The organism is Pseudomonas sp. NFX15, assembly GCF_049132105.1.
GTDB lineage: Bacteria > Pseudomonadota > Gammaproteobacteria > Pseudomonadales > Pseudomonadaceae > Aquipseudomonas.
The window spans coordinates 11806-34024 of the sequence record NZ_JAFMPV010000022.1; the positions used below are offsets into that span (position 1 = coordinate 11806).

A 22219-nucleotide genomic window follows, 5' to 3' on the forward strand; every position below is an offset into this window, starting at 1 on the left:
TCATAGATGATCGGTTCGGTTTGTCGCGAGAGGCGGCCCGCATTCGTTCAGCGCGGGTTCAGCGGCGAACGGGACGCTTCTGCAGTTTGCGCTGCAGGGTGCGCCGGTGCATGCCCAGGGCGCGGGCCGTGGCGGAGATGTTGCCTTCGTGCTCGGTCAACACGCGCTGGATGTGTTCCCACTGCAGGCGGTCCACGGACATCGGGTTTTCCGGCACCAGGCTGTCGAGGTCGGCGTGTTCGGACAGCAGCGCCGCCAGCACGTCATCGGCGTCCGCCGGTTTGCACAGGTAGTTGCACGCGCCGCGCTTGATCGCCTCGACCGCGGTAGCAATGCTCGAATAGCCGGTGAGGATCACCACGCGCATTTCCGGGTCCAGCTCCAGCAGCTTGGGCAGCAGCACCAGGCCCGAATCGCCGTCCATTTTCAGGTCCAGGGCGGCGTAGTCCGGCAGGTCGGCCTGGGCGATGACCAGGCCTTCCTCGGCGGAACCGGCGGTGCTGACCCGGAAACCGCGGCGGGCCATGGCGCGGGCCATGACGCGGGTGAAGGTGGCGTCGTCATCGACCAGCAGCAAATGCGGCAGTTCTTCGCCTTCGACTTGGATCTCGTCACTCATGTTCGTCTCCTCGTGCGCCATGGGGCAGGCGCAGCTCGGTGAGCGTGCCGCCTTCCTCATGACTGTAGAGTTTCACTGAGCCGCCGGCGCGTGTCACGCTGGCCTTGCTCAAAAACAGGCCCAGGCCGAAGCCTTTGCCTTTGGTGGTAAAAAATGGCTTGCCGATTTGTTCGGCAATCGCCAACGGCACACCCGCGCCATGGTCGCGAATGCTGATGGTGAGGTTTTCCCAGTCCCAATCCAGCGTCACTTGCAGCCCCTCGGGGCAGGCGTCGGCGGCGTTGTTCAACAGGTTCAGCAACGCCTGGGTCAAATCCGGCGGCGGCGCCATGCGCGGTACTGGGCCCTGGCCCAGGCGCTGGAAGCGATAACTGGCTTCCGGTCGCATCAAGTGCCAGCGATTGAGGGCTTCGTCGAGCCAGTCGGTGACGTCCTGCATCTCCACGGCCAGCCGGCGATTGGCCTCGGCGGCGCGCACCAGATGTTGCAAGGTCTCTTTGCACAGCTTGACTTGGTCCTGCAGCACGCTCAGGTCATCCTGCAACAGCGGGTCGAGATGATCCTGGCGCATTTCCTTGAGCAATACGCTCATGGTCGCCAGCGGTGTGCCCAGTTCATGGGCCGCACCGGCTGCCTGGGTGGCGACTGCCAGCAGTTGCTGATCACGCAGGCCTTCTTCGCGGCGAATGGCGCGCAGTTCTTCCTGACGGCGCAGTTCTTCAGCCATGCGCGCGGCGAAAAAGGTAATCACCGCCGCGGCGAGGGCAAAGCTCAGCCACATCCCGTAGACCTGCAGGTTTTCCCGGGCGATGGGGAAGGTTTGCAGCGGATAGAACTGCGCCAGCAGCAGGGTGTACATCGCCAACGCGATGCCCGACAGAATCACCGAATAGCGCCAGGGCAGCGTCACCGCGGCAATGGTCAGCGGCACCAGGTAATAAGAGACGAAGGGGTTGGTCGAGCCGCCAGAGAAATACAGCAGGGCACTGTGGATAAACAGGTCGCAGGCCAGTTGCACGGCGTATTCGAGCTCAGTCACCGGCCATGAGGTGCGCAGGCGAATCGCCGTGAACGCACACAGCAGCATCGAGCAACCGAGGGTCGCGGCCAATTGAAACCAGGGCAGCGGCAACAATTCGAACCAGTAGGCCAGGCCGACGGAACCGGCCTGGGCGGCCAGCACCAGGGTGCGGATGAACGTCAGCCGCCAGAGGTTCTGGCGAGTGGCGGAAGTGATTTGAACGGGGGCGAGCATGAGCTCTCCTGATGAGCGCTCCAGGCGGATCGCACGGAGTATAACCAAGCGCGGGGGCCGACAGGCAAAAGTGCGGCAAACCGCCACACGCCAAGCGACCCTTGTAGGAGCTGGCTTGCCAGCGAAAGCGGTGGAACATCTAACATGTGCGTTAACTGACACACCGCCTTCGCTGGCAAGCCAGCGCCTACAAGGGATCGAGGGTGTACACCGATGTGTGTCTGGCAAAAATCAACTGTAGGAGCTGGCTTGCCAGCGAAGGGGCCGGCACATTCAACATCGATGTCGGCTGACCGGGCGCTTTCGCTGGCAAGCCAGCGCCTACAAGGGCCAGTGCACAATGCCATCTGTATAGAAGTTGTAACTGGGCGAACCGGATCATGAACGCTACAGTCTGATGGGTTCACGCAGGCTCGGACCATCACCCTGCGCACCTTTCAAGGAGCTTTCATGCACACATTTCGCCGCAGCGCCGCCCTCCTCGCCCTGAGCGTTGGCACCGTTGCCAGTCTCCCGGCCCTGGCCGCCGACGAGCTGCATTACAACCAGATTTCCCTGCGCGCCGAAGTCAGCCAGGAAGTGGCCCGCGACCTGATGATCGTGACCCTCTACACCGAAGAACAGAACAGCGACCCGGCCAAACTCGCCGCCGACATCAGCACCACCCTGAACAAGGCACTGGCCCAGGCCAAGCAAGTCAAGGACATCACCTTGCGCCAGGGCAGTCGCAACAGCTACCCGATCTACGACACCAAGGGCCAGAAAATAACCGGCTGGCGTGAACGCGCCGAACTGCGCCTGGAAAGCTCGGACTTCGCCGCCCTGTCGAAACTCACCGGCGAGTTACTCAACGACCTGAAGATGGGCGGCATGGACTTCGCTATCGCCACGCCGACCCGCAAGGCCAGCGAAGACGCCCTGCTCAAGGATGCCGTGGCGGCCTTCAAGGCCCGTGCCCAACTGGCCACCGACGCCTTGGGTGGCAAGAGCTACAAAATCGTCAACCTGAACCTCAACAGCAACGGTTATCCACAGCCGTACCTGCGCGCGCCGATGATGATGAAAGCCGCCGCCATGGACGCCGCGCCCGTGACGCCTGAGGTTGAGGCCGGTACCAGCCAGGTCAGCATGAGCGCCGATGGTTCGATTGAAGTGTTGATGCCTTGATTTGATAGCGGCTGAAAAAAAACGGCGATTTCCACAGGGATCGCCGTTTTTTTGCCGCTGTTTTTGGGCGTGAGCTATAAATGAATAGGCACGGGTTGAATGTCACGGGTTGCACCTTATGACGCTCACCAATAACCAGTCGCAATCAGGCCATACTCACCCGCCGATCAAGGGTTTATATAAGTAACACCCGCCCCAGACGGGAGCAGGAATTGCCGGGTAACGCACCAAAAAAGGGCGCAACTTGCACTGCAAAACCCCTGCGCAAACGATCAAATGCGTCAACTTTTATACAAATGCGACATTAAGGTACGTTCGTGCCACCGTTTAAGACCTGTAGTCGCTCAAGATCTTGCATTGGGTATGCCCCCTGCATAAGTATCCGCAGGCACGACTCACGAGGTCGTCCTCAAAATCAAAAAATGACAACAAATCATGAGGCCACCATGCTTAAACACGCGGTCATTCCGTTTTTAGTTGGCGCAAGCTTGTTAGCCAGCGCACCGTTCGCCCAAGCAGCGACTAACCTGGTGTTCTGCTCCGAAGGGAGCCCGGCCGGTTTCGATCCAGGTCAATACACCACCGGAACCGACTTCGACGCCTCTGCCGAAACCATGTTCAACCGCCTGACGCAGTTCGAGCGCGGCGGCACCGCCGTGATTCCTGGCCTGGCGACCAGCTGGGACGTCTCCGATGACGGCCTGACCTACACCTTCCACCTGCGTGAAGGCGTCAAGTTCCACACCACCCCGTACTTCAAGCCGACTCGTGAGTTCAACGCCGACGACGTGCTGTTCACCTTTAATCGCATGATTAACAAGGATGACCCGTTCCGCAAAGCGTACCCGACCGAATTCCCGTACTTTACCGACATGGGGATGGACACCAACATCACCAAGATCGACAAAGTCGACGACAAGACCGTCAAGTTCACTTTGAAAGAAGTTGATGCTGCGTTCATCCAGAACATGGCCATGAGCTTCGCCTCGGTCCAGTCCGCCGAGTACGCTGCCCAGCTGCTCAAGGAAGGCAAGGCCGCCGACATCAACCAGAAGCCGGTCGGCACTGGTCCGTTCGTGTTCAAGAGCTACCAGAAAGACTCCAACATCCGCTACACCGGGAACAAGGACTACTGGAAGCCTGACGACGTCAAGATCGACAACCTGATCTTCGCCATCACCACCGACCCGTCGGTACGTATCCAGAAGCTGAAGAAGAACGAGTGCCAGGTCACCCTGTTCCCTCGTCCAGCCGACCTGAAAGCACTGAAAGAAGACAAATCACTGAAAGTGCCTGACCAGGCTGGTTTCAACCTGGGCTACATCGCCTATAACGTGATGGACAAGGTCAAGGGCAGCAACGAACCAAACCCGCTGGCGCAACTGAAAGTGCGTCAGGCACTGGACATGGCGGTCAACAAGCAACAGATCATCGACTCTGTGTACCAGGGCGCGGGCCAACTGGCCGTCAACGCCATGCCACCGACCCAGTGGTCCTATGACACCACCATCAAGGACGCCAAGTACGACCCTGAGAAAGCCAAGGAGCTGCTCAAGGAAGCCGGCGTCAAGGAAGGTACAGAAATCGTTCTGTGGGCGATGCCGGTACAGCGTCCTTACAACCCGAACGCCAAGCTGATGGCAGAAATGCTGCAGTCTGACTGGGCCAAGATCGGTCTCAAGGTCAAGATCGTCAGCTACGAATGGGGCGAGTACATCAAGCGGTCCAAAGGCGGCGAGAACCAGGCCATGCTGATTGGCTGGAGCGGTGACAATGGTGATCCCGATAACTGGCTGAACGTGCTGTTCGGCTGCGACTCGCTGGAAGGCAACAACTTCTCCAAGTGGTGCGACAAGAAGTTCGACGGCATCGTAAAAGAAGCCAAGCGTACAACCGACCAGGCCAAGCGCACCGAACTGTACAAGCAGGCGCAACACGTCCTCAAAGATGCAGTTCCCATGACACCTATCGCTCACTCGACGGTGTTCCAGCCTATGCGCGACAACGTGCAGGACTTCAAGATCAGCCCATTTGGCTTGAACTCCTTCTACGGCGTCAGCATCAGCAAGTAAGGTGTTGCAACGGCGGCGTCCCAGACGTCGCCGTTGCTTTATCTACCGAGAAAGCAGGAATTTGCCTACATCCAAATCCGCGGCTGGCTACAGCATCGGGTTAGGACGCGTCGCCATTTCCTACGAGTCTTTAGGACTCTACGTATTTACTGCCGGACCCGCGGCTCATACCGTCGGGATCCGACCAGTGCATGCGTGGGTCATCGGTTATTGCTGCACGCATGGATTGAAATCAATGATGCCTCGACCTCACGGACGAGACGGCGGCGCATTGACAACACTTTGAGAGGAAAGGGAGCGTTATGCGCCATACCTTGGTTTTATCCGCATTGCTGGGCACCGGCCTGCTGGCCGCCACCTCCATCAGCCAGGCCGCCAACAACAGCCTGGTGTTCTGCTCCGAAGGCAGCCCCGCCGGTTTCGACACGGCGCAGTACACCACTGCGACCGACAACGACGCCGCCGAGCCGCTGTACAACCGGTTGGCAGAGTTCGAGAAAGGCGCGACCAACGTCGTACCAGGCCTGGCTACGCGCTGGGATATTTCCGAGGACGGCCTCACGTACACCTTCCACCTGCGCGAAGGGGTGAAGTTTCACACTACCCAGTACTTCACGCCGACCCGCGACTTCAACGCCGATGACGTGCTGTTCACATTCAATCGCATGCTCGACCCGCAACAACCTTTCCGTAAGGCTTATCCGACCGAGTTCCCCTATTTCAACGGCATGAGCCTGAACAAGAACATCGCCAAGGTCGAAAAGACCGGGCCGCTGACCGTGGTCTTCACGCTCAACAGCGTCGACGCCGCGTTCATCCAGAACATCGCCATGAGCTTCGCGGCCATCCTGTCCGCTGAGTACGCCGACAAACTGCTGGCCGAAGGCAAGCCAAGCGACATCAACCAGAAGCCGATCGGCACCGGGCCGTTCGTGTTCAAGAGCTACCAGAAAGACTCGAACATCCGCTACACCGGCAACAAGCACTACTGGGACCCGAGCCGGGTCAAGCTCGACAACCTGATCTTCGCCATCAACACCGACGCTTCGGTGCGCGTGCAGAAACTCAAGGCCAACGAGTGCCAGATCACCCTGCACCCACGCCCGGCCGATGTCGCCGCGCTGAAGAACGACCCGGCGCTCAAGCTCATCGAGAAGCCCGGCTTCAACCTCGGCTACATCGCCTACAACGTGCGCCACAAGCCGTTCGACCAGCTTGAAGTGCGCCAGGCGCTGGACATGGCGGTGAACAAACAAAGCATCCTCAACGCCGTGTACCAGGGCGCAGGGCAACTGGCGGTCAACGCCATGCCGCCGACCCAATGGTCCTACGACGACACGATCAAGGACGCCGCCTACAACCCGGAAAAAGCCAAGCAATTGCTCAAGGCCGCCGGCGTCAAGGAAGGCACCGAAATCACCCTCTGGGCCATGCCGGTCCAGCGTCCGTACAACCCCAATGCCAAGTTGATGGCCGAGATGCTCCAGGCTGACTGGGCGAAGATCGGCCTCAAGGTCAAGATCGTCAGCTATGAGTGGGGCGAGTACATCAAGCGCACCAAGAATGGCGAGCACGACATCAGCCTGATCGGCTGGACCGGTGACAACGGTGATCCGGACAACTGGCTGGGCACGCTGTACAGCTGCGATGCCATTGGTGGCAACAACTACTCCATGTGGTGTGATCCGGCTTACGACAAGCTGATCAAGCAGGCCAAGGTCGTCACTGACCGTGACCAGCGCACCCAGCTCTACAAACAGGCGCAGCAGTTGCTCAAGCAGCAAGTGCCGATCACGCCCGTCGCCCACTCAACGGTCAACCAGCCGCTGAGCGCCAAAATCGAAGGGTTCAAGGTGAGCCCGTTCGGCCGCAATGTGTTCTCGGGTGTCAGCATAGAAAAATAACCGATTAGCCAGAAATGCCGGGGGGCGGATTTTCCGCCCTCACGCAGACGCTTTGCCGTTATTCGCCAATTTGGCGGACAGCAAACGTTTGCGATGCCGTGAATGAGTTCTACACCAATAGCCGGATCACAAAAAAAGACCGGCATAAAAAAAAGAAAGTAAGGAGCTTTACCCATGAAACTGAGCAATTCCGCGTTATTGGCCCTGGCCATCAGCAGCGTAACCGCCACGGCTTACGCAGAAACCCAAAGCCAGGCGTTCACCCCGGTGACCGTCAACGAAAAAAGCGCTCAAAGCGAAGCCACCGGCTTCGTCGAAGGCCAATCGATCACCGGCACCACGCGTAACTGGTACGCCAACGAGCAACTCAAACGCGGTGGCAAGTTCACTTACCGCAAAGACGGTGTAGCGACCCCGACTGATCGTCGAATCAACTGGGTCCAGGGCACCATCGTCAAGTACAACTCAGGCTTCACCGAAGGCACTGTCGGCTTCAGCACTGAAGTGGCCGCCTACAACGCCGTCGCGCTGGAACGTGATCGCGAGAACCTGGCCTCCAACAACGGTGGCGCACCGGGCTCTCGTCCAGGCGCGGGCAACAACCGGACCCTGACCAAAGAAGGCGGCGACGCCCAGGGCCAGTGGAGCAAACTGGGTCTGGCCAACGTCAAGGCCCGTGTCTCCAACACCACCCTGACCGCCGGCCGCATGAACTTCAGCAGCCCGCAAGTCGATGTCATCGGCAACCGTGCCCTGCCTTCGAGCTTCCAGGGCGTCGCGGTCCACAGCGAAGAGCTGAACAACCTGGCTTTCGACCTGGGGACCTTTGACCGCGTTTCGCCGCGTACCGAAGAAAGCCTGAGCAAGTTCCGCTCCGAGTACGGCAACAGCAGCGCCGAGGCCGATCACGTGAACACCGCCGGTATCACCTACCAGCCGTTCGCCAGCCTGACCACCAGCCTCTGGGGCACCCAGGCCGAAGACCTGTGGAACCAGTACTACTTCGGCGCCAGCCACGTGTTGGGTGACAGTTCGGTACTGAGCCTGACCACCGGCCTGAACTACTACAAGACCGTCGACGAAGGTAAGAGACTGCTGGGCGAAATCGACAACCAGGCCGGTTCCCTGTCGTTTGGCCTGACTCACCAGGCTCACACCCTGACCTTCTCGTACCAGGAAATTAACGGTAACGAGTACTTCGACTACCTGCACGAAACCAACGGCATCTACCTGGCCAACTCCCTGCTGTCGGACTTCAACGGCCCGAACGAGAAATCCTTCCAGATCGCCTACGGCCTGAACATGGCTGAATACGGCGTGCCAGGCCTGAAGTTCAACATCTACCAGGCGCGTGGCTGGGGCATCGACGGTACTCACTACACCGGTACCGCCTATGACGTGAAAAACATGGACGGCGAAACCCACTACGAATACGGCATCGGTTCGACGTACGCCATTCAGAGCGGCCCACTCAAGGCCACCACTGTTCGCGCGACCTACACCGCTCACCGCGCCAGTGAAAACCAGGGCGATGGCAGCATCAACGAGTTCCGTCTCGTGACCACCATTCCGTTCAACATCCTGTAATGCCCGTGCCGAACGGCTGATTCAATGACGAATCGGCCGTTCGGTTTTTGTCCTTCAACTGATTGCAGAGGGTTCTTGATGAAAATGCTTCCCCTACGTGCGGCCATCGCGGCCGCGTTGCTCAGTGTCGCTGTCGGTGTCTCGGCCAAGCCCCTGGTGGTGTGTACCGAAAACAGTCCGGAAGGCTTCGATACAGCCCTGTACACGACTGCAGTCACCGCCGACGCCGCGGCTGAAACCATCTTCAACCGCCTGGCCGACTTCAAGCCCGGCACCACCGAAGTGATTCCGGCGCTGGCCGAGTCCTGGGACATCAGTGACGACGGCTTGAGCTACACGTTCCACCTGCGCAAAGGCGTCAAGTTCCACACCACCGAATACTTCAAGCCGACCCGCGACATGAATGCCGACGACGTGGTCTGGAGCTTCCAGCGTCAGCTGGACCCGAATCATCCGTGGCACAAGCTGTCGAGCGTGGGCTTCCCGTACTTTGAAAGCATGGGCTTCAAGGAACTGCTGAAAAGCGTCGAGAAAGTCGACGACCACACGGTCAAGTTCACCCTGACCCGTCGTGAAGCGCCGTTCCTGGCCGACATCGCCATGGCTTTCTCATCGATCTACTCCGCCGAATACGCCGACCAGTTGCTCAAGGCCAACAAGACCGGTGATCTGAACAACAAACCGGTCGGCACCGGCCCGTTCGTGTTCCAGCGCTACAACAAGGACGCCCAGGTTCGCTTCAAGGCCAACCCGGACTACTTCCGCGGCAAGCCGCCGGCTGACGCACTGATCCTGGCCATCGCCACCGACAACAACGTGCGCCTGCAAAAGCTCAAGGCCAACGAGTGCCAGGTCGCGCTGTACCCCAAACCCGATGACATTCCGAGCATCAAAAAAGACTCGAACCTGAAAGTCGACGAGATGAACGCGATGACGGTTTCGTACATCGCCATGAACACGTCACACAAGTACATGAGTGACGTGCGGGTGCGCAAAGCCATCGACATCGCCTTCGACAAGGAAGCGGCGGTCAACGCGCTGTTTGGCAAGGGCAACGCCACCGTGGCGGTCAACCCGTACCCTGACACCCTGCTGGGCTACAACCACAGCCTGAAAAACCCGGCCCACGACCTCGACAAAGCCCGCGCCCTGCTCAAGGAAGCCGGCGTGCCGGAAGGCACCGTGTTTACCCTGTTCACCCGCAACGGTGGCGGTGCGACCAACCCGAACCCGATGCTCGCTGCACAAATGATGCAAGCCGACCTGGCCAAGGTCGGGATCAAGCTCGACATCCGCGTGATGGAGTGGGGTGAGATGCTCAAGCGGGCGAAAAACGGTGAACACGACATGGTGGCCGCCGGATGGGCGGGCGATAACGGTGATCCGGATAACTTCCTGACGCCTATGCTCAGTTGTGAAGCGGCCAAGAACGGGGAAAACTACGCACGCTGGTGCAATGACAAGTTCCAGGCACTGCTTGACCAGGCCCGCGAGAAGACCGACCCGGCCGAGCGAGCGGCGCTTTATGAGCAGGCACAGGTTATTTTTAACCAGGACCAGCCATGGATCAGCCTCGCACACACTAGAATGTTTACCGCAATGCGCAACAACGTAGAGGGCTATCACATTAGCCCCCTCACCACGAATAACTTCGCCACCACCCAGGTGAAGTAGATAAGAAAACTCCCGGCATTCCTGAACACAGAAATGCCGGGCACGCCTAACCGGCTGATGAGGTACACCTTACGATGTTTAGTTTTATTGCCCGCCGACTGGGATTACTGATCCCCACGTTTTTCGGCATCACCTTGCTGACATTCGCGTTGATTCGCATGATCCCTGGCGACCCCGTGGAAGTCATGATGGGCGAACGCAGAGTCGACCCCGAAATGCACGCTCAGGCAATGGAACGCCTAGGTCTGAACAAACCCCTGTATGCCCAGTACCTGGATTACATCGGCAAACTGGCCCACGGCGACCTCGGGGAATCCCTGCGTACCCGTGAAAGCGTCTGGACCGAATTCACCTCCCTGTTCCCCGCGACCCTGGAACTGTCCATGGCCGCCCTGTTGTTCGCCGGCGTCCTGGGACTGTTGGCCGGGGTGATCGCGGCACTCAAGCGAGGGTCCCTGTTCGATCATGGGGTCATGGGTATCTCACTCGCGGGATACTCGATGCCGATCTTCTGGTGGGGCCTGATCCTGATCATGTTCTTCTCGGTAGGCCTGGGCTGGACGCCAGTGTCCGGGCGCATCGACCTGCTCTACGACATCGAGCCGCGCACCGGCTTCATGCTGATCGACACGCTGCTGGCCGATGACGTCGGCGCGTTCTTCGACGCCCTGCATCACCTGATCCTTCCGGCCATCGTGCTGGGTACCATCCCGCTGGCGGTGATCGCCCGGATGACCCGCTCGTCGATGCTCGAAGTGCTGCGTGAAGACTACATCCGCACCGCCAAGGCCAAGGGCCTGTCACCTTCGCGCGTGGTGTTCGTGCACGGTTTGCGTAACGCGCTGATTCCGGTACTGACCGTGGTCGGCCTGCAAGTCGGCACCCTGCTGGCCGGTGCGGTCCTGACCGAAACCATTTTCTCGTGGCCCGGCATCGGCAAATGGCTGATCGAAGCCATTGGCGCCCGAGACTATCCCGTCGTGCAAAACGGCATCCTGTTAATCGCCTGCCTGGTGATCCTGGTGAACTTCGTCGTGGACATCCTCTACGGCTTTGCCAACCCACGCATCCGTCATCAGCGCTGAGATCATGACCATGACCACTCCAATTCCATCGGTAGCAGTCGATCAAAGCCTGCTGTACCCGTCCCCGTACAAAGAATTCTGGCAAGCGTTCTCCAAGAACAAAGGCGCCGTCGCCGGCCTGATGTTCATGTTGCTGGTGATTTTCTGCGCCATCTTCGCCCCGTGGGTCGCCCCGCACGATCCAAGCGAGCAGTACCGCGACTTCCTGCTGACGCCGCCAGCCTGGCTGGAAGGCGGGCAACTGCAATTCCTGCTCGGTACTGACGAACTGGGCCGCGACTTGCTGTCGCGCCTGATCCAGGGTTCGCGTTTGTCGCTGCTGATCGGCTTGTCGTCAGTGGTGATGTCGCTGATCCCGGGCATCCTGCTGGGCCTGTTCGCCGGCTTCTACCCGCGCGTGCTCGGCCCGACCATCATGCGCCTGATGGACATCATGCTGGCCCTGCCATCGCTGCTGCTGGCGGTGGCGATTGTCGCCATCCTCGGCCCTGGCCTGATCAACACCATCATTGCTATCGCCGTGGTGTCCCTGCCGTCCTACGTTCGTCTGACCCGCGCGGCGGTGATGGGCGAGCTGAACCGCGACTACGTGACCGCTGCGCGCCTGGCCGGTGCCGGCCTGCCGCGCCTGATGTTCGTCACCGTGCTGCCCAACTGCATGGCGCCGCTGATCGTTCAGGCCACCCTGAGCTTCTCCTCGGCGATCCTCGATGCCGCCGCCCTGGGCTTCCTCGGCCTTGGCGTACAACCGCCAACCCCTGAGTGGGGCACCATGCTGGCTTCGGCCCGCGACTACATCGAACGCGCCTGGTGGGTGGTGAGCCTGCCTGGCCTGACCATTTTGCTCAGCGTGCTGGCAATCAACTTGATGGGTGACGGCCTGCGCGATGCGCTGGACCCGAAACTCAAGAACGCCGCCTGAGGAGATTCCCATGTCACTGTTAGAAATCAAGAATCTCAACGTTCGCTTCGGCGACAAGAACGCCACGCCAGTGGTCGACGGCCTCGACCTGAAAGTCGACAAGGGCGAAGTCCTGGCCATCGTTGGCGAGTCCGGTTCCGGCAAGTCCGTGACCATGATGGCGCTGATGGGCCTGATCGAGCACCCCGGCATCGTTACCGCCGACGCGCTCAGCTTTGACGGCAAGGACATGCTCAAGCTGAACAATCGCCAGCGGCGGCAGATTGTCGGCAAAGACCTGTCGATGGTCTTCCAGGACCCGATGACCGCGCTGAACCCGAGCTACACCGTCGGTTTCCAGATCGAGGAAGTGCTGCGCCTGCACCTGAAGATGTCCGGCAAGGCCGCCCGCAAGCGCGCCATCGAACTGCTGGAAAAAGTTGAAATCCCGGGCGCGGCCAGCCGCATGGACGCCTACCCGCATCAGCTCTCCGGCGGTATGAGCCAGCGTGTCGCCATCGCCATGGCGATTGCCGGCGAGCCGAAACTGCTGATCGCCGACGAACCGACCACGGCACTGGACGTGACGATTCAAGCGCAGATCATGGACCTGCTGCTGGCGTTGCAGAAAGAGCAGAACATGGGCCTGGTGCTGATCACCCACGACCTCGCGGTCGTGGCCGAAACCGCCCAGCGCGTGTGCGTGATGTACGCCGGCCAAGCGGTCGAAGTCGGTCAGGTGCCACAACTGTTCGACATTCCCGCGCACCCGTACAGCGAAGCGCTGCTCAAGGCGATTCCGGAACACAGCCTCGGTGCCTCGCGCCTGTCGACTCTGCCCGGCATCGTGCCCGGTCGCTACGACCGTCCGCAGGGTTGCCTGCTGTCGCCGCGCTGCCCGTACGTCAAAGACAATTGCCGCCAGCAACGCCCGGCCCTTGACCCGAAAAGCAACAGCCTCGCCCGCTGCTTCTACCCGCTGAACCAGGAGGTGGCGTAATGGCCGTCGTTCTTACCGCCCGCGACCTGACCCGTCACTACGAAGTGTCCCGCGGCATGTTCAAGGGCCACGCCACCGTGCGCGCCCTCAACGGCGTGTCGTTCGAACTGGAGGCCGGCAAGACCCTCGCCGTCGTCGGTGAGTCGGGCTGCGGCAAATCCACCCTGGCCCGCGCCCTGACGCTGATCGAAGAGCCGTCCTCCGGCTCCTTGAAAATCGCAGGACAAGAAGTCGCCGGTGCCGACAAGGCCCAGCGCAAGCAACTGCGCAAAGACGTGCAGATGGTGTTCCAGAGCCCGTACGCGTCGTTGAACCCGCGGCAGAAAGTCGGTGACCAACTGGCTGAACCGCTGCTGATCAACACCAACCTTTCCGCCGCCGAACGTCGCGAAAAAGTCCAGGCGATGATGAAGCAGGTGGGCTTGCGTCCTGAGCACTACCAGCGTTATCCGCACATGTTCTCTGGCGGTCAGCGCCAGCGGATCGCCCTGGCCCGGGCGATGATGCTGCAACCGAAAGTGCTGGTGGCGGACGAACCGACCTCGGCACTCGACGTGTCGATCCAGGCGCAGGTGCTGAACCTGTTCATGGACCTGCAGCAAGAGTTCAACACCGCCTACGTGTTCATCTCGCACAACCTGGCGGTGGTGCAGCACGTGGCTGATGATGTGATGGTGATGTACCTCGGCCGCCCGGTGGAAATGGGTCCGAAGAACGACATCTACGAGCGCCCCCTGCATCCGTATACCCAGGCGCTGCTGTCGGCCACACCGACCATTCACCCGGACCCGAACAAGCCGAAGATCAAGATCGTCGGCGAGTTGCCAAACCCGTTGAACCCGCCACCGGGCTGCGCATTCCACAAGCGCTGTCCGTACGCCACCGAGCGTTGCAGCACTGAAGAACCGGCCCTGCGCCTGCTCGACAACCGGCAGGTGGCTTGCCACTACGCCGAGCAATTCCTCGACGGCGCGGCATAAAAACTGTGGGAGCGAGCCTGCTCGCGAAAAACGTCCAGACGACGCGGACATCCATAGGTCCCGCGTTATCGTTGACGTCCATCGCGAGCAGGCTCGCTCCCACAGGGTTACTTAAGCGTTAACCAACCCCTTCCCACCCGGCTGCGCATCAGTCAGGTAGAAGGGGTTTTCTTTGCTCCGCAATTGAGCGACTACGACTGGCTGTCGCCGTCGTCTTCATCATCGGAATCGGGCTCGTCGGTGGTCGAATCATCACCGTTGTCGGAACCACCCTGCCCCTGATCTCCAGGTTCGGATTCAGACTTGGCAAGCATCAGCCCCGCGTAACCCGCCTGCCCGCTCGACGCCTGCTCCCCATGCTGGGTGCACTCGGCCCACGCCATCGAGGATCCGAGCGAGAGCATCACCAACACCTTCAACAGCAGTAAAACGCGAAACAACCTGTTCATAGCCGATTCCTTCCTTTCGTGAAGTGCCTGTCTGGCGCTGAATGAAATCTAGTTCCGATCAGCCGGGTTCTCCAGATTGGACGCTATCGAGTTGGGAAAAATGCGTTGGGCTGGGAGATTGGTTTGGAATAAGGGTTATTCACGATTCCACTAACTGTAGGCGCGAGCCTGCTCGCGATAGACGCTAACGATGACGCGCTCCGTCTGGATTAACGCAGCGCGGCTGGAATCATCGCGAGCAGGCTCGCTCCTACAGAGAATTGCGCCAGGTAATAAACAACCCCGCAGCTTTCGCAACGGGGCTTTTGGGTATTTCAACTCAGCGCTTAATGGTGCTCACGCGTCGCACGGAATTTCACGTCCGGCCAGCGCTCTTCCATCAGGGCCAGGTTGACACGCGTTGGCGCGAGGTAGGTCAGGTGACCGCCGCCGTCCAGTGCCAGGTTTTCCACGGCCTTGTTGGAGAATTCCTCGAGCTTCTTCTTGTCGCTGCATTCGATCCAGCGTGCCGAGTAAACGGTGATTGGCTCGTACGAGCACTCGACCTTGTATTCCTCTTTCAAGCGGCTGGCGACCACATCGAACTGCAGCACACCGACGGCGCCGAGGATGATGTCGTTGCTGCGTTCCGGGAAGAACACCTGGGTCGCGCCTTCTTCGGCCAGTTGTTGCAGGCCTTGGCGCAGTTGCTTGGATTTCAGCGGATCTTTCAGGCGTACGCGACGGAACAGTTCCGGGGCGAAGTGCGGGATGCCGGTGAAACCCAGGACTTCGCCTTCGCTGAAGGTGTCGCCGATCTGGATGGTGCCGTGGTTGTGCAGACCGATGATGTCGCCGGCAAACGCTTCTTCCAGTTGCTCACGCTCCGAGGAGAAGAAGGTCAGCGCGTCGCCGATCCGTACGTCCTTGCCGGTACGCACGTGGCGCATCTTCATGCCTTTCTCGTACTTGCCGGAGCAGATACGCATGAAGGCGATGCGGTCGCGGTGTTTGGGGTCCATGTTCGCCTGGATCTTGAAGATGAAGCCCGAGAACTTCTCTTCCACCGGCTCCACGGTGCGCTCGTTGGCCACCCGGGCCAGTGGGCGTGGTGCCCAATCGACGACGGCGTCGAGCACGTGGTCGACTCCGAAGTTGCCCAGCGCGGTACCGAAGAACACCGGGGTCAGTTGACCGTCGAGGAACTCCTGCTGGTTGAATGCGTGGCAGGCGCCCTGCACCAGCTCCAGCTGCTCGATGAAGCGCTCGTATTCGTCACCCAGGTGCGCGCGCGCCTCGTCGGAGTCGAGTTTCTCGATGATTTTGGTTTCAGTGCGTTCGTGGCCGTGACCGGCGGTGTACACGATGATGTAGTCATCGGCGAGGTGGTACACGCCTTTGAAGTCACGGTAGCAACCAATCGGCCAGGTGATCGGCGCAGCCTTGATCTTCAAGACCGCTTCGATTTCGTCGAGCAGTTCGATCGGGTCGCGGATGTCACGGTCGAGTTTGTTGATGAAGCTGACGATCGGCGTGTCACGCAGACGGCAGACGTCCATCAGGGCGATGGTCCGTGGCTCTACACCTTTACCGCCGTCAAGGACCATCAGTGCCGAGTCGACCGCGGTCAGGGTGCGGTAGGTGTCTTCGGAGAAGTCTTCGTGGCCCGGGGTGTCGAGCAGGTTGATCATGTGCTCGCGATACGGGAACTGCATGACCGACGTGGTAATGGAAATACCCCGTTGTTTTTCCATTTCCATCCAGTCGGAGGTGGCATGGCGGTCGGACTTACGCGACTTCACCGTACCGGCTACCGCAATCGCCTTGCCCATCAGCAGGAGCTTCTCGGTGATGGTGGTCTTACCGGCATCGGGGTGGGAAATGATGGCGAAAGTGCGGCGTTTCGCGACTTCGGCGGCCTGTTTGGTCATGGGAAATCGCCTGGCAGGTGATTCAAAAAAGGGCGCAGATTATAGCCCAAGTTTGTCCAGGAACCGAACCGTTGAGCACATTAAGGGTGGCCAAATGCTGCCGCAGATGGGAACCTTTTAAAGCACGGAGACGTCCATTCCCTCGTTACGACCACTCGTCGGGGGCTAGAAACACCTGCAATTCAGCCTGACGAGGCTGTGCTCATGGTTCGTTTTCATGCCGCTTTGCCGGCGCGGGCGAGCTGCTTATCGCGATCATTTTTCCGGCAGCCAGGAATGGCGTTGCCACACGGAAAAGTGTTCGCCGACTGAAAAAAAGGAGTCCGCCTGTGGCTATCCGCTATGGCAAAGGGCTGATGGGAGGCGCGCTGGTAATCGCTCTCCTGGCCCTGCTGATCCATTGGATCGGCATCAACACGATCGAACACTACCGCGACGATTTGTTGTTTTACCTGCAAGCTCATCTGATTCTCGTCCTCGCCTCCATGCTGGCGGCCCTCGTCGTGGGCATTCCTGCCGGCATCTTCCTCAGCCGCCCCTCGATGGTTGGTCGCGCTGAACGCTTCATGCAGTTCTTCAATATCGGCAACACCGTTCCACCCCTGGCCGTCCTGGCCATCGCCCTCGGCATCCTCGGCATCGGCAGTGGCCCGGCCATCTTCGCCTTGTTTCTCGCTTCGTTGCTGCCCATCGTGCGCAATACCTATGAAGGCCTGAAAAACGTCCAGGGCTCACTCAAGGAGGCCGCCGTCGGCATCGGCATGACGCCGCGCCAGGTGCTGTGGAAAGTCGAGTTGCCGAACGCCGTGCCGATCATCATCGGTGGCGTGCGCGTGGCCTTGGCGATCAACGTCGGGACGGCGCCGCTGGCGTTCCTGATCGGCGCCAACAGCCTTGGCAGCCTGATCTTCCCCGGCATTGCCCTGAACAATCAGCCGCAGTTGCTGCTCGGCGCCGCGTGTACCGCGTTGCTGGCCTTGTTGCTGGACGGCTTGGTCACCCTCGGCAGTCGCCTCTGGCTCGAACGCGGCTTGCGCCCGTCTTAAGCCCCGGCAAAGGAATCGTCATGAAAACATCGAGCTTTTTACTAGGCTGCGTCCTGCTGTGCGCAGGATTTGCCCAGGCTGCGGAAAAACCGCTGATTCGCATCGGCGCCCGGGTGTTCACCGAACAGACCCTGCTGGCGGAAATCACCGCCCAATACCTGCGCACCCAGGGTTATGACGCTCAGGTCACCGGTGGCCTGGGCAGCAACCTGGCCCGCAGTGCCCAGGAAAGTGGTCAACTGGACATGGTCTGGGAATACACCGGTGTGTCGCTGGTGTCCTACAACCATGTCACGGAAAAACTCGACAGCCAGCAGTCGTTGGCCCGGGTCACTGAGCTGGACGCGAAGAAAGGCCTGGCCTGGCTCTCGCCATCGAAATTCAGCAACACCTACGCACTGGCGCTGCCGGAAAAAATCGCTGCCGAGTACCCGCAGGTCCAAACTATCAGTGATCTCGACCGCGTGTTGCGCGCCGAGGCCAAGGACAATCCGCTGGTGGCGCTGGACACCGAGTTTGCCAATCGCTCCGACGGCCTGGCCGGCATGGTCAAGCTCTACGACATGGACCTGACCCGCAAGAACATCCGGCAGATGGACGCCGGCCTGGTCTACACCGCCCTGCGCAATGGCCAGGTGTTTGCCGGTCTGGTCTACACCACCGACGGTCGCTTGAGCGCGTTCAAGCTCAAGCTGCTGGCAGACGACAAGCACTACTTCCCCGACTACACCGCCGCGCCAGTGATACGTCAGGCGTATCTCGATGCGCACCCGAAACTCGCCGAACAACTCAAGCCACTGGCCGAGCTTTTCGACGACGAAACCATGCGCCAACTCAACGCCCGGGTCGACGTCGACCACCAGAGCCCGTCATCCGTTGCCGCCGATTTCCTGCGCCAACATCCACTGAACTGAGGAGCAGACGTTATGGATTTTCTCAACGCCTTTTCCCATCTCGACTGGGGGCAAGTGCTGCACCTGACCTGGCAACACATCACCCTGGTTGGGGTCGCCGTGAGCCTGGCGATCCTGGTCGGCGTGCCGCTGGGCATCCTGATGACGCGGTTCCCGGCGCTCGCCGGTCCGTTGCAGGCCAGCGCCACGGTGCTGCTGACGATCCCGTCGATTGCGTTGTTCGGCTTGCTGTTGCCCGTGTACTCGACCTTCGGCCAAGGCCTGGGGCCGATGCCGGCGATCACCGCCGTGTTCCTTTATTCATTGCTGCCGATCATGCGTAACACCTACCTGGCGCTGACCAGTGTCGAGCCGGGCATCCGCGAAGCTGCACGCGGCATCGGCATGACTTTCGGCCAGCGCCTGCGCATGGTCGAGTTGCCCATCGCCGTGCCGGTGATCCTCGCCGGTGTGCGCACCGCGGTGGTCATGAACATCGGCGTGATGACCATCGCTGCCACCATTGGTGCCGGTGGCCTCGGTGTACTTATCCTCGCGTCCATCAGCCGTAGCGACATGTCGATGCTGATCGTCGGTGCGGTGCTGGTCAGCGTGCTGGCGATCATCGCCGACCTCGTGCTGCAAGTGCTGCAACGCCAGTTGACTCCAAAAGGACTCCTGAAATGATCGAACTTCAAAACCTCAGCAAGACTTTCCAAAGCAACGGCAAAGATGTGAAAGCCGTGGACTCGGTGAGCCTGACCGTCAATGAAGGCGAAATCTGCGTGTTCCTCGGGCCATCGGGTTGCGGCAAAAGCACCACGCTGAAAATGATCAACCGCCTGATCAAGCCGACCTCGGGCAAGATTCTGATCAACGGCGAAGACACCACCGGCCTCGACGAAGTGACGCTGCGCCGCAACATCGGCTACGTGATCCAGCAGATCGGCCTGTTCCCGAACATGACCATCGAAGAGAACATCGTGGTCGTACCGAAGCTGCTCGGCTGGGACAAACAGAAATGCCACGACCGCGCCCGCGAGTTGATGAGCATGATCAAGCTCGAACCCAAGCAGTACCTGCATCGCTATCCACGGGAATTGTCCGGTGGCCAGCAGCAGCGGATCGGCGTGATTCGCGCCCTGGCGGCGGATGCGCCGCTGCTATTAATGGATGAACCGTTCGGTGCGGTCGACCCGATCAACCGCGAGATGATCCAGAACGAGTTCTTCGAGATGCAGCGGGCGCTGAACAAAACCGTGATCATGGTCAGCCATGACATCGACGAAGCGATCAAGCTCGGCGACAAGATCGCGATCTTCCGTGCCGGCAAGCTACTGCAAATCGATCATCCGGACACCTTGCTCGCCCACCCGGCGGATGAGTTTGTCAGCAACTTCGTCGGCCAGGACAGCACGCTCAAACGCCTGTTGTTGGTCAAGGCCGAGGACGCGGCGGACAACGCGCCGTCAGTCAGCCCGGAAACGACTGTTGCCGAAGCGCTGGAGTTGATGGACGAGCATGACCGCCGTTATGTGGTAGTCACTTGCGCCGAGAATAAAGCCTTGGGCTATGTAAGACGTCGCGACCTGCACCGTCAGACTGGCACCAGCGCGCAGTACTTGCGCGAGTTCAACGCCACCGCCGCCTACGACGAGCATTTGCGCATCCTGCTGTCGCGCATGTACGAGTTCAACCGGGCCTGGTTGCCGGTGATGGATGCCGAGCGGGTGTTCCTTGGCGAGGTGACGCAGGAGTCGATTGCGGCTTATTTAAGTTCAGGACGCTCGCGAGGGATGAAAACCAGCATCGTTTCGCCGGCCGAGGTAGTCGCCAGCTAGGACATTAAACCTGTAGGAGCCGGCTTGCCGGCGAAGGCGATGGACAAGACGATAAAGATTTCGCCTGCCAGATCGCTTTCGCCGGCAAGCCGGCTCCGACAGGGGGGTGTTATTCGGCGATTTTTTTGTGTTGAGCAGACCGGAAAAAAATATCAACACACACTCGCGCAAAAGCCCCCCTGAAACGCCAGTCGCAAAAGCTGAAACACACTCCGAAATGCCCTTCTCGCACCTAACATCGCCGAAGTTGCAGCCAATGTACTTTCAAGCGACTTGGCGAGCAAAAGCTGCGAACGTGCAGGTATGTTTAACACTTCACAATTGTTCGGGAACATCCGACTGTCATCTGAGTCGGTTACAAAGGGTGCTGCCCGTCACGCGCGTCAGAAGAGTGCAAAAACGCGACATTTTTTGTTGATCTCAGGCCCCTCACGCCCTAAAGTTCGCGCCGAACGTCCATGCTGGAAACGATCCATCCGGCTCAAGTACTGACGACGAGACAGCAAGGCCAAGGGCGCAACTCCCATGGCCTTTTTGCTTTCGGCGACATGCCTTGGGAAGTAGGCGAACCAAAGTGGGGATACGGAGGACGTTCATTTGCACCCATTGTTTTTACTCGTTTGCCATTAGGAGCTCCCAAGTATGTCGATCCAGGTCGAAGACTATTTCGCGCGCGAAACCTTTCAGAAAATGAAGGCGTTCGCCGACAAACAGGAAACCCCGTTCGTGGTGATCGACACCGCGATGATTGCCCAGGCCTATGACGACCTGCGTGCCGGTTTCGAATTCGCCAAGGTTTACTACGCGGTCAAGGCCAACCCGGCCGTCGAGATCATCGACCTGCTCAAAGAGAAAGGCTCGAGCTTCGACATCGCCTCTATCTATGAGCTGGACAAAGTGCTGGATCGCGGCGTCAGCGCCGACCACATCAGCTACGGCAACACCATCAAGAAATCCAAGGACATCCGCTACTTCTACGAGAAGGGCGTGCGCCTGTTCGCCACCGATTCCGAAGCCGACCTGCGCAACATCGCCAAGGCCGCGCCTGGCTCGAAAGTCTACGTGCGCATCCTGACCGAAGGCTCGACCACCGCTGACTGGCCGCTGTCGCGTAAATTCGGCTGCCAGACCGACATGGCCATGGACCTGCTGATCCTCGCTCGCGACCTGGGCCTGGTGCCTTACGGCATCTCGTTCCACGTCGGCTCGCAGCAGCGCGACATCAGCGTCTGGGACGCGGCGATCGCCAAGGTCAAAGTGATCTTCGAACGCCTGAAAGAAGAAGACGGCATCCACCTGAAGCTGATCAACATGGGCGGCGGCTTCCCGGCCAACTACATCACCCGCACCAACAGTCTGGAAACCTACGCCGAGGAAATCATCCGTTTCCTCAAGGAAGACTTCGGTGATGACCTGCCGGAAATCATCCTCGAGCCGGGCCGTTCGTTGATCGCCAACGCCGGCATCCTGGTCAGTGAGGTGGTATTGGTTGCCCGTAAATCCCGCACCGCCGTCGAGCGTTGGGTGTACACGGATGTGGGCAAGTTCTCCGGCCTGATCGAAACCATGGACGAAGCGATCAAGTTCCCGATCTGGACCGAGAAGAAAGGCGAGATGGAAGAAGTGGTCATCGCCGGCCCGACTTGCGACAGCGCCGACATCATGTACGAAAACTACAAGTACGGCCTGCCGCTGAACCTGGCCATCGGTGATCGCCTGTACTGGCTGTCGACCGGTGCGTACACCACCAGCTACAGCGCCGTCGAATTCAATGGCTTCCCGCCGCTGAAATCGTTCTACGTGTAAGTACTTCACGCAAAAATCAAAAAGCCCATG

At 59.8% G+C, this 22219-nt stretch carries 18 protein-coding genes; 14 read left to right on the plus strand and 4 right to left on the minus strand.

The window, feature by feature from the left end:
- Positions 1–58 precede the first annotated feature (58 nt).
- Together J1D76_RS20785 and J1D76_RS20790 are read right to left on the minus strand one after the other, a co-directional pair.
- Entirely contained in the window at positions 59–619 is a 561-nt protein-coding gene (locus tag J1D76_RS20785; protein ID WP_093226751.1) for a response regulator transcription factor, read from the minus strand.
- On the minus strand, positions 612–1874 hold the full coding sequence (locus J1D76_RS20790; RefSeq protein ID WP_421140241.1) for an ATP-binding protein: 1263 nt from the start codon (positions 1872–1874) through the stop codon (positions 612–614). Before J1D76_RS20790 ends, J1D76_RS20785 begins: the two co-directional genes overlap by 8 nt.
- Before the next feature lie 450 nt (positions 1875–2324).
- Here J1D76_RS20790 and J1D76_RS20795 point away from each other — a divergent pair, with 450 nt between their 5' ends.
- From J1D76_RS20795 to J1D76_RS20835, 9 genes are all read left to right on the plus strand, one after another.
- Complete coding sequence (locus J1D76_RS20795; protein ID WP_421140242.1) at positions 2325–3041, plus strand: SIMPL domain-containing protein; 717 nt, start codon at positions 2325–2327, stop codon at positions 3039–3041.
- A gap of 446 nt (positions 3042–3487) precedes the next feature.
- Positions 3488–5113, plus strand: coding sequence for an ABC transporter substrate-binding protein (locus J1D76_RS20800; protein ID WP_421140243.1), 1626 nt, complete (start codon positions 3488–3490; stop codon positions 5111–5113).
- 302 nt (positions 5114–5415) lie between these two features.
- Positions 5416–7017: an ABC transporter substrate-binding protein gene (locus J1D76_RS20805; protein ID WP_421140245.1), complete on the plus strand. Its 1602-nt coding sequence runs from the start codon at positions 5416–5418 to the stop codon at positions 7015–7017.
- A 174-nt stretch (positions 7018–7191) separates the two neighbouring features.
- Positions 7192–8604 (plus strand): OprD family porin, encoded by a 1413-nt coding sequence (locus tag J1D76_RS20810; RefSeq protein ID WP_421140246.1) that lies wholly within the window; start codon positions 7192–7194, stop codon positions 8602–8604.
- 78 nt (positions 8605–8682) lie between these two features.
- Positions 8683–10278, plus strand: coding sequence for an ABC transporter substrate-binding protein (locus tag J1D76_RS20815; RefSeq protein ID WP_421140247.1), 1596 nt, complete (start codon positions 8683–8685; stop codon positions 10276–10278).
- A gap of 74 nt (positions 10279–10352) precedes the next feature.
- Positions 10353–11363, plus strand: coding sequence for an ABC transporter permease subunit (locus tag J1D76_RS20820; protein WP_421140248.1), 1011 nt, complete (start codon positions 10353–10355; stop codon positions 11361–11363).
- 10 nt (positions 11364–11373) lie between these two features.
- Complete coding sequence (locus tag J1D76_RS20825) at positions 11374–12285, plus strand: ABC transporter permease subunit (protein WP_421140249.1); 912 nt, start codon at positions 11374–11376, stop codon at positions 12283–12285.
- A 10-nt stretch (positions 12286–12295) separates the two neighbouring features.
- Entirely contained in the window at positions 12296–13264 is a 969-nt protein-coding gene (locus J1D76_RS20830; protein ID WP_421140250.1) for an ABC transporter ATP-binding protein, read from the plus strand.
- Entirely contained in the window at positions 13264–14244 is a 981-nt protein-coding gene (locus J1D76_RS20835; RefSeq protein WP_421140251.1) for a peptide ABC transporter ATP-binding protein, read from the plus strand. Before J1D76_RS20830 ends, J1D76_RS20835 begins: the two co-directional genes overlap by 1 nt.
- A gap of 191 nt (positions 14245–14435) precedes the next feature.
- Here J1D76_RS20835 and J1D76_RS20840 read toward each other — a convergent pair whose 3' ends face one another.
- Both J1D76_RS20840 and J1D76_RS20845 read right to left on the minus strand, forming a co-directional pair.
- On the minus strand, positions 14436–14693 hold the full coding sequence (locus tag J1D76_RS20840) for a hypothetical protein (RefSeq protein WP_421140252.1): 258 nt from the start codon (positions 14691–14693) through the stop codon (positions 14436–14438).
- 326 nt (positions 14694–15019) lie between these two features.
- Entirely contained in the window at positions 15020–16603 is a 1584-nt protein-coding gene (locus J1D76_RS20845; RefSeq protein ID WP_421140253.1) for a peptide chain release factor 3, read from the minus strand.
- Between the two features lie 356 nt (positions 16604–16959).
- Here J1D76_RS20845 and J1D76_RS20850 point away from each other — a divergent pair, with 356 nt between their 5' ends.
- The 5 genes from J1D76_RS20850 to J1D76_RS20870 all read left to right on the plus strand — a co-directional run bounded on the left by J1D76_RS20850 (position 16960) and on the right by J1D76_RS20870 (position 22189).
- Positions 16960–17649, plus strand: coding sequence for an ABC transporter permease (locus J1D76_RS20850; protein ID WP_421140303.1), 690 nt, complete (start codon positions 16960–16962; stop codon positions 17647–17649).
- A gap of 20 nt (positions 17650–17669) precedes the next feature.
- Positions 17670–18563: a glycine betaine ABC transporter substrate-binding protein gene (locus J1D76_RS20855; RefSeq protein ID WP_421140254.1), complete on the plus strand. Its 894-nt coding sequence runs from the start codon at positions 17670–17672 to the stop codon at positions 18561–18563.
- Positions 18564–18575: 12 nt separating this feature from the next.
- Entirely contained in the window at positions 18576–19229 is a 654-nt protein-coding gene (locus tag J1D76_RS20860; protein WP_421140255.1) for an ABC transporter permease, read from the plus strand.
- Complete coding sequence (locus J1D76_RS20865; protein WP_421140256.1) at positions 19226–20383, plus strand: betaine/proline/choline family ABC transporter ATP-binding protein; 1158 nt, start codon at positions 19226–19228, stop codon at positions 20381–20383. The genes J1D76_RS20860 and J1D76_RS20865 overlap by 4 nt, the downstream gene beginning before the upstream one ends.
- A gap of 642 nt (positions 20384–21025) precedes the next feature.
- On the plus strand, positions 21026–22189 hold the full coding sequence (locus J1D76_RS20870) for a type III PLP-dependent enzyme (RefSeq protein WP_421140257.1): 1164 nt from the start codon (positions 21026–21028) through the stop codon (positions 22187–22189).
- The last annotated feature ends 30 nt before the right edge of the window (positions 22190–22219 follow it).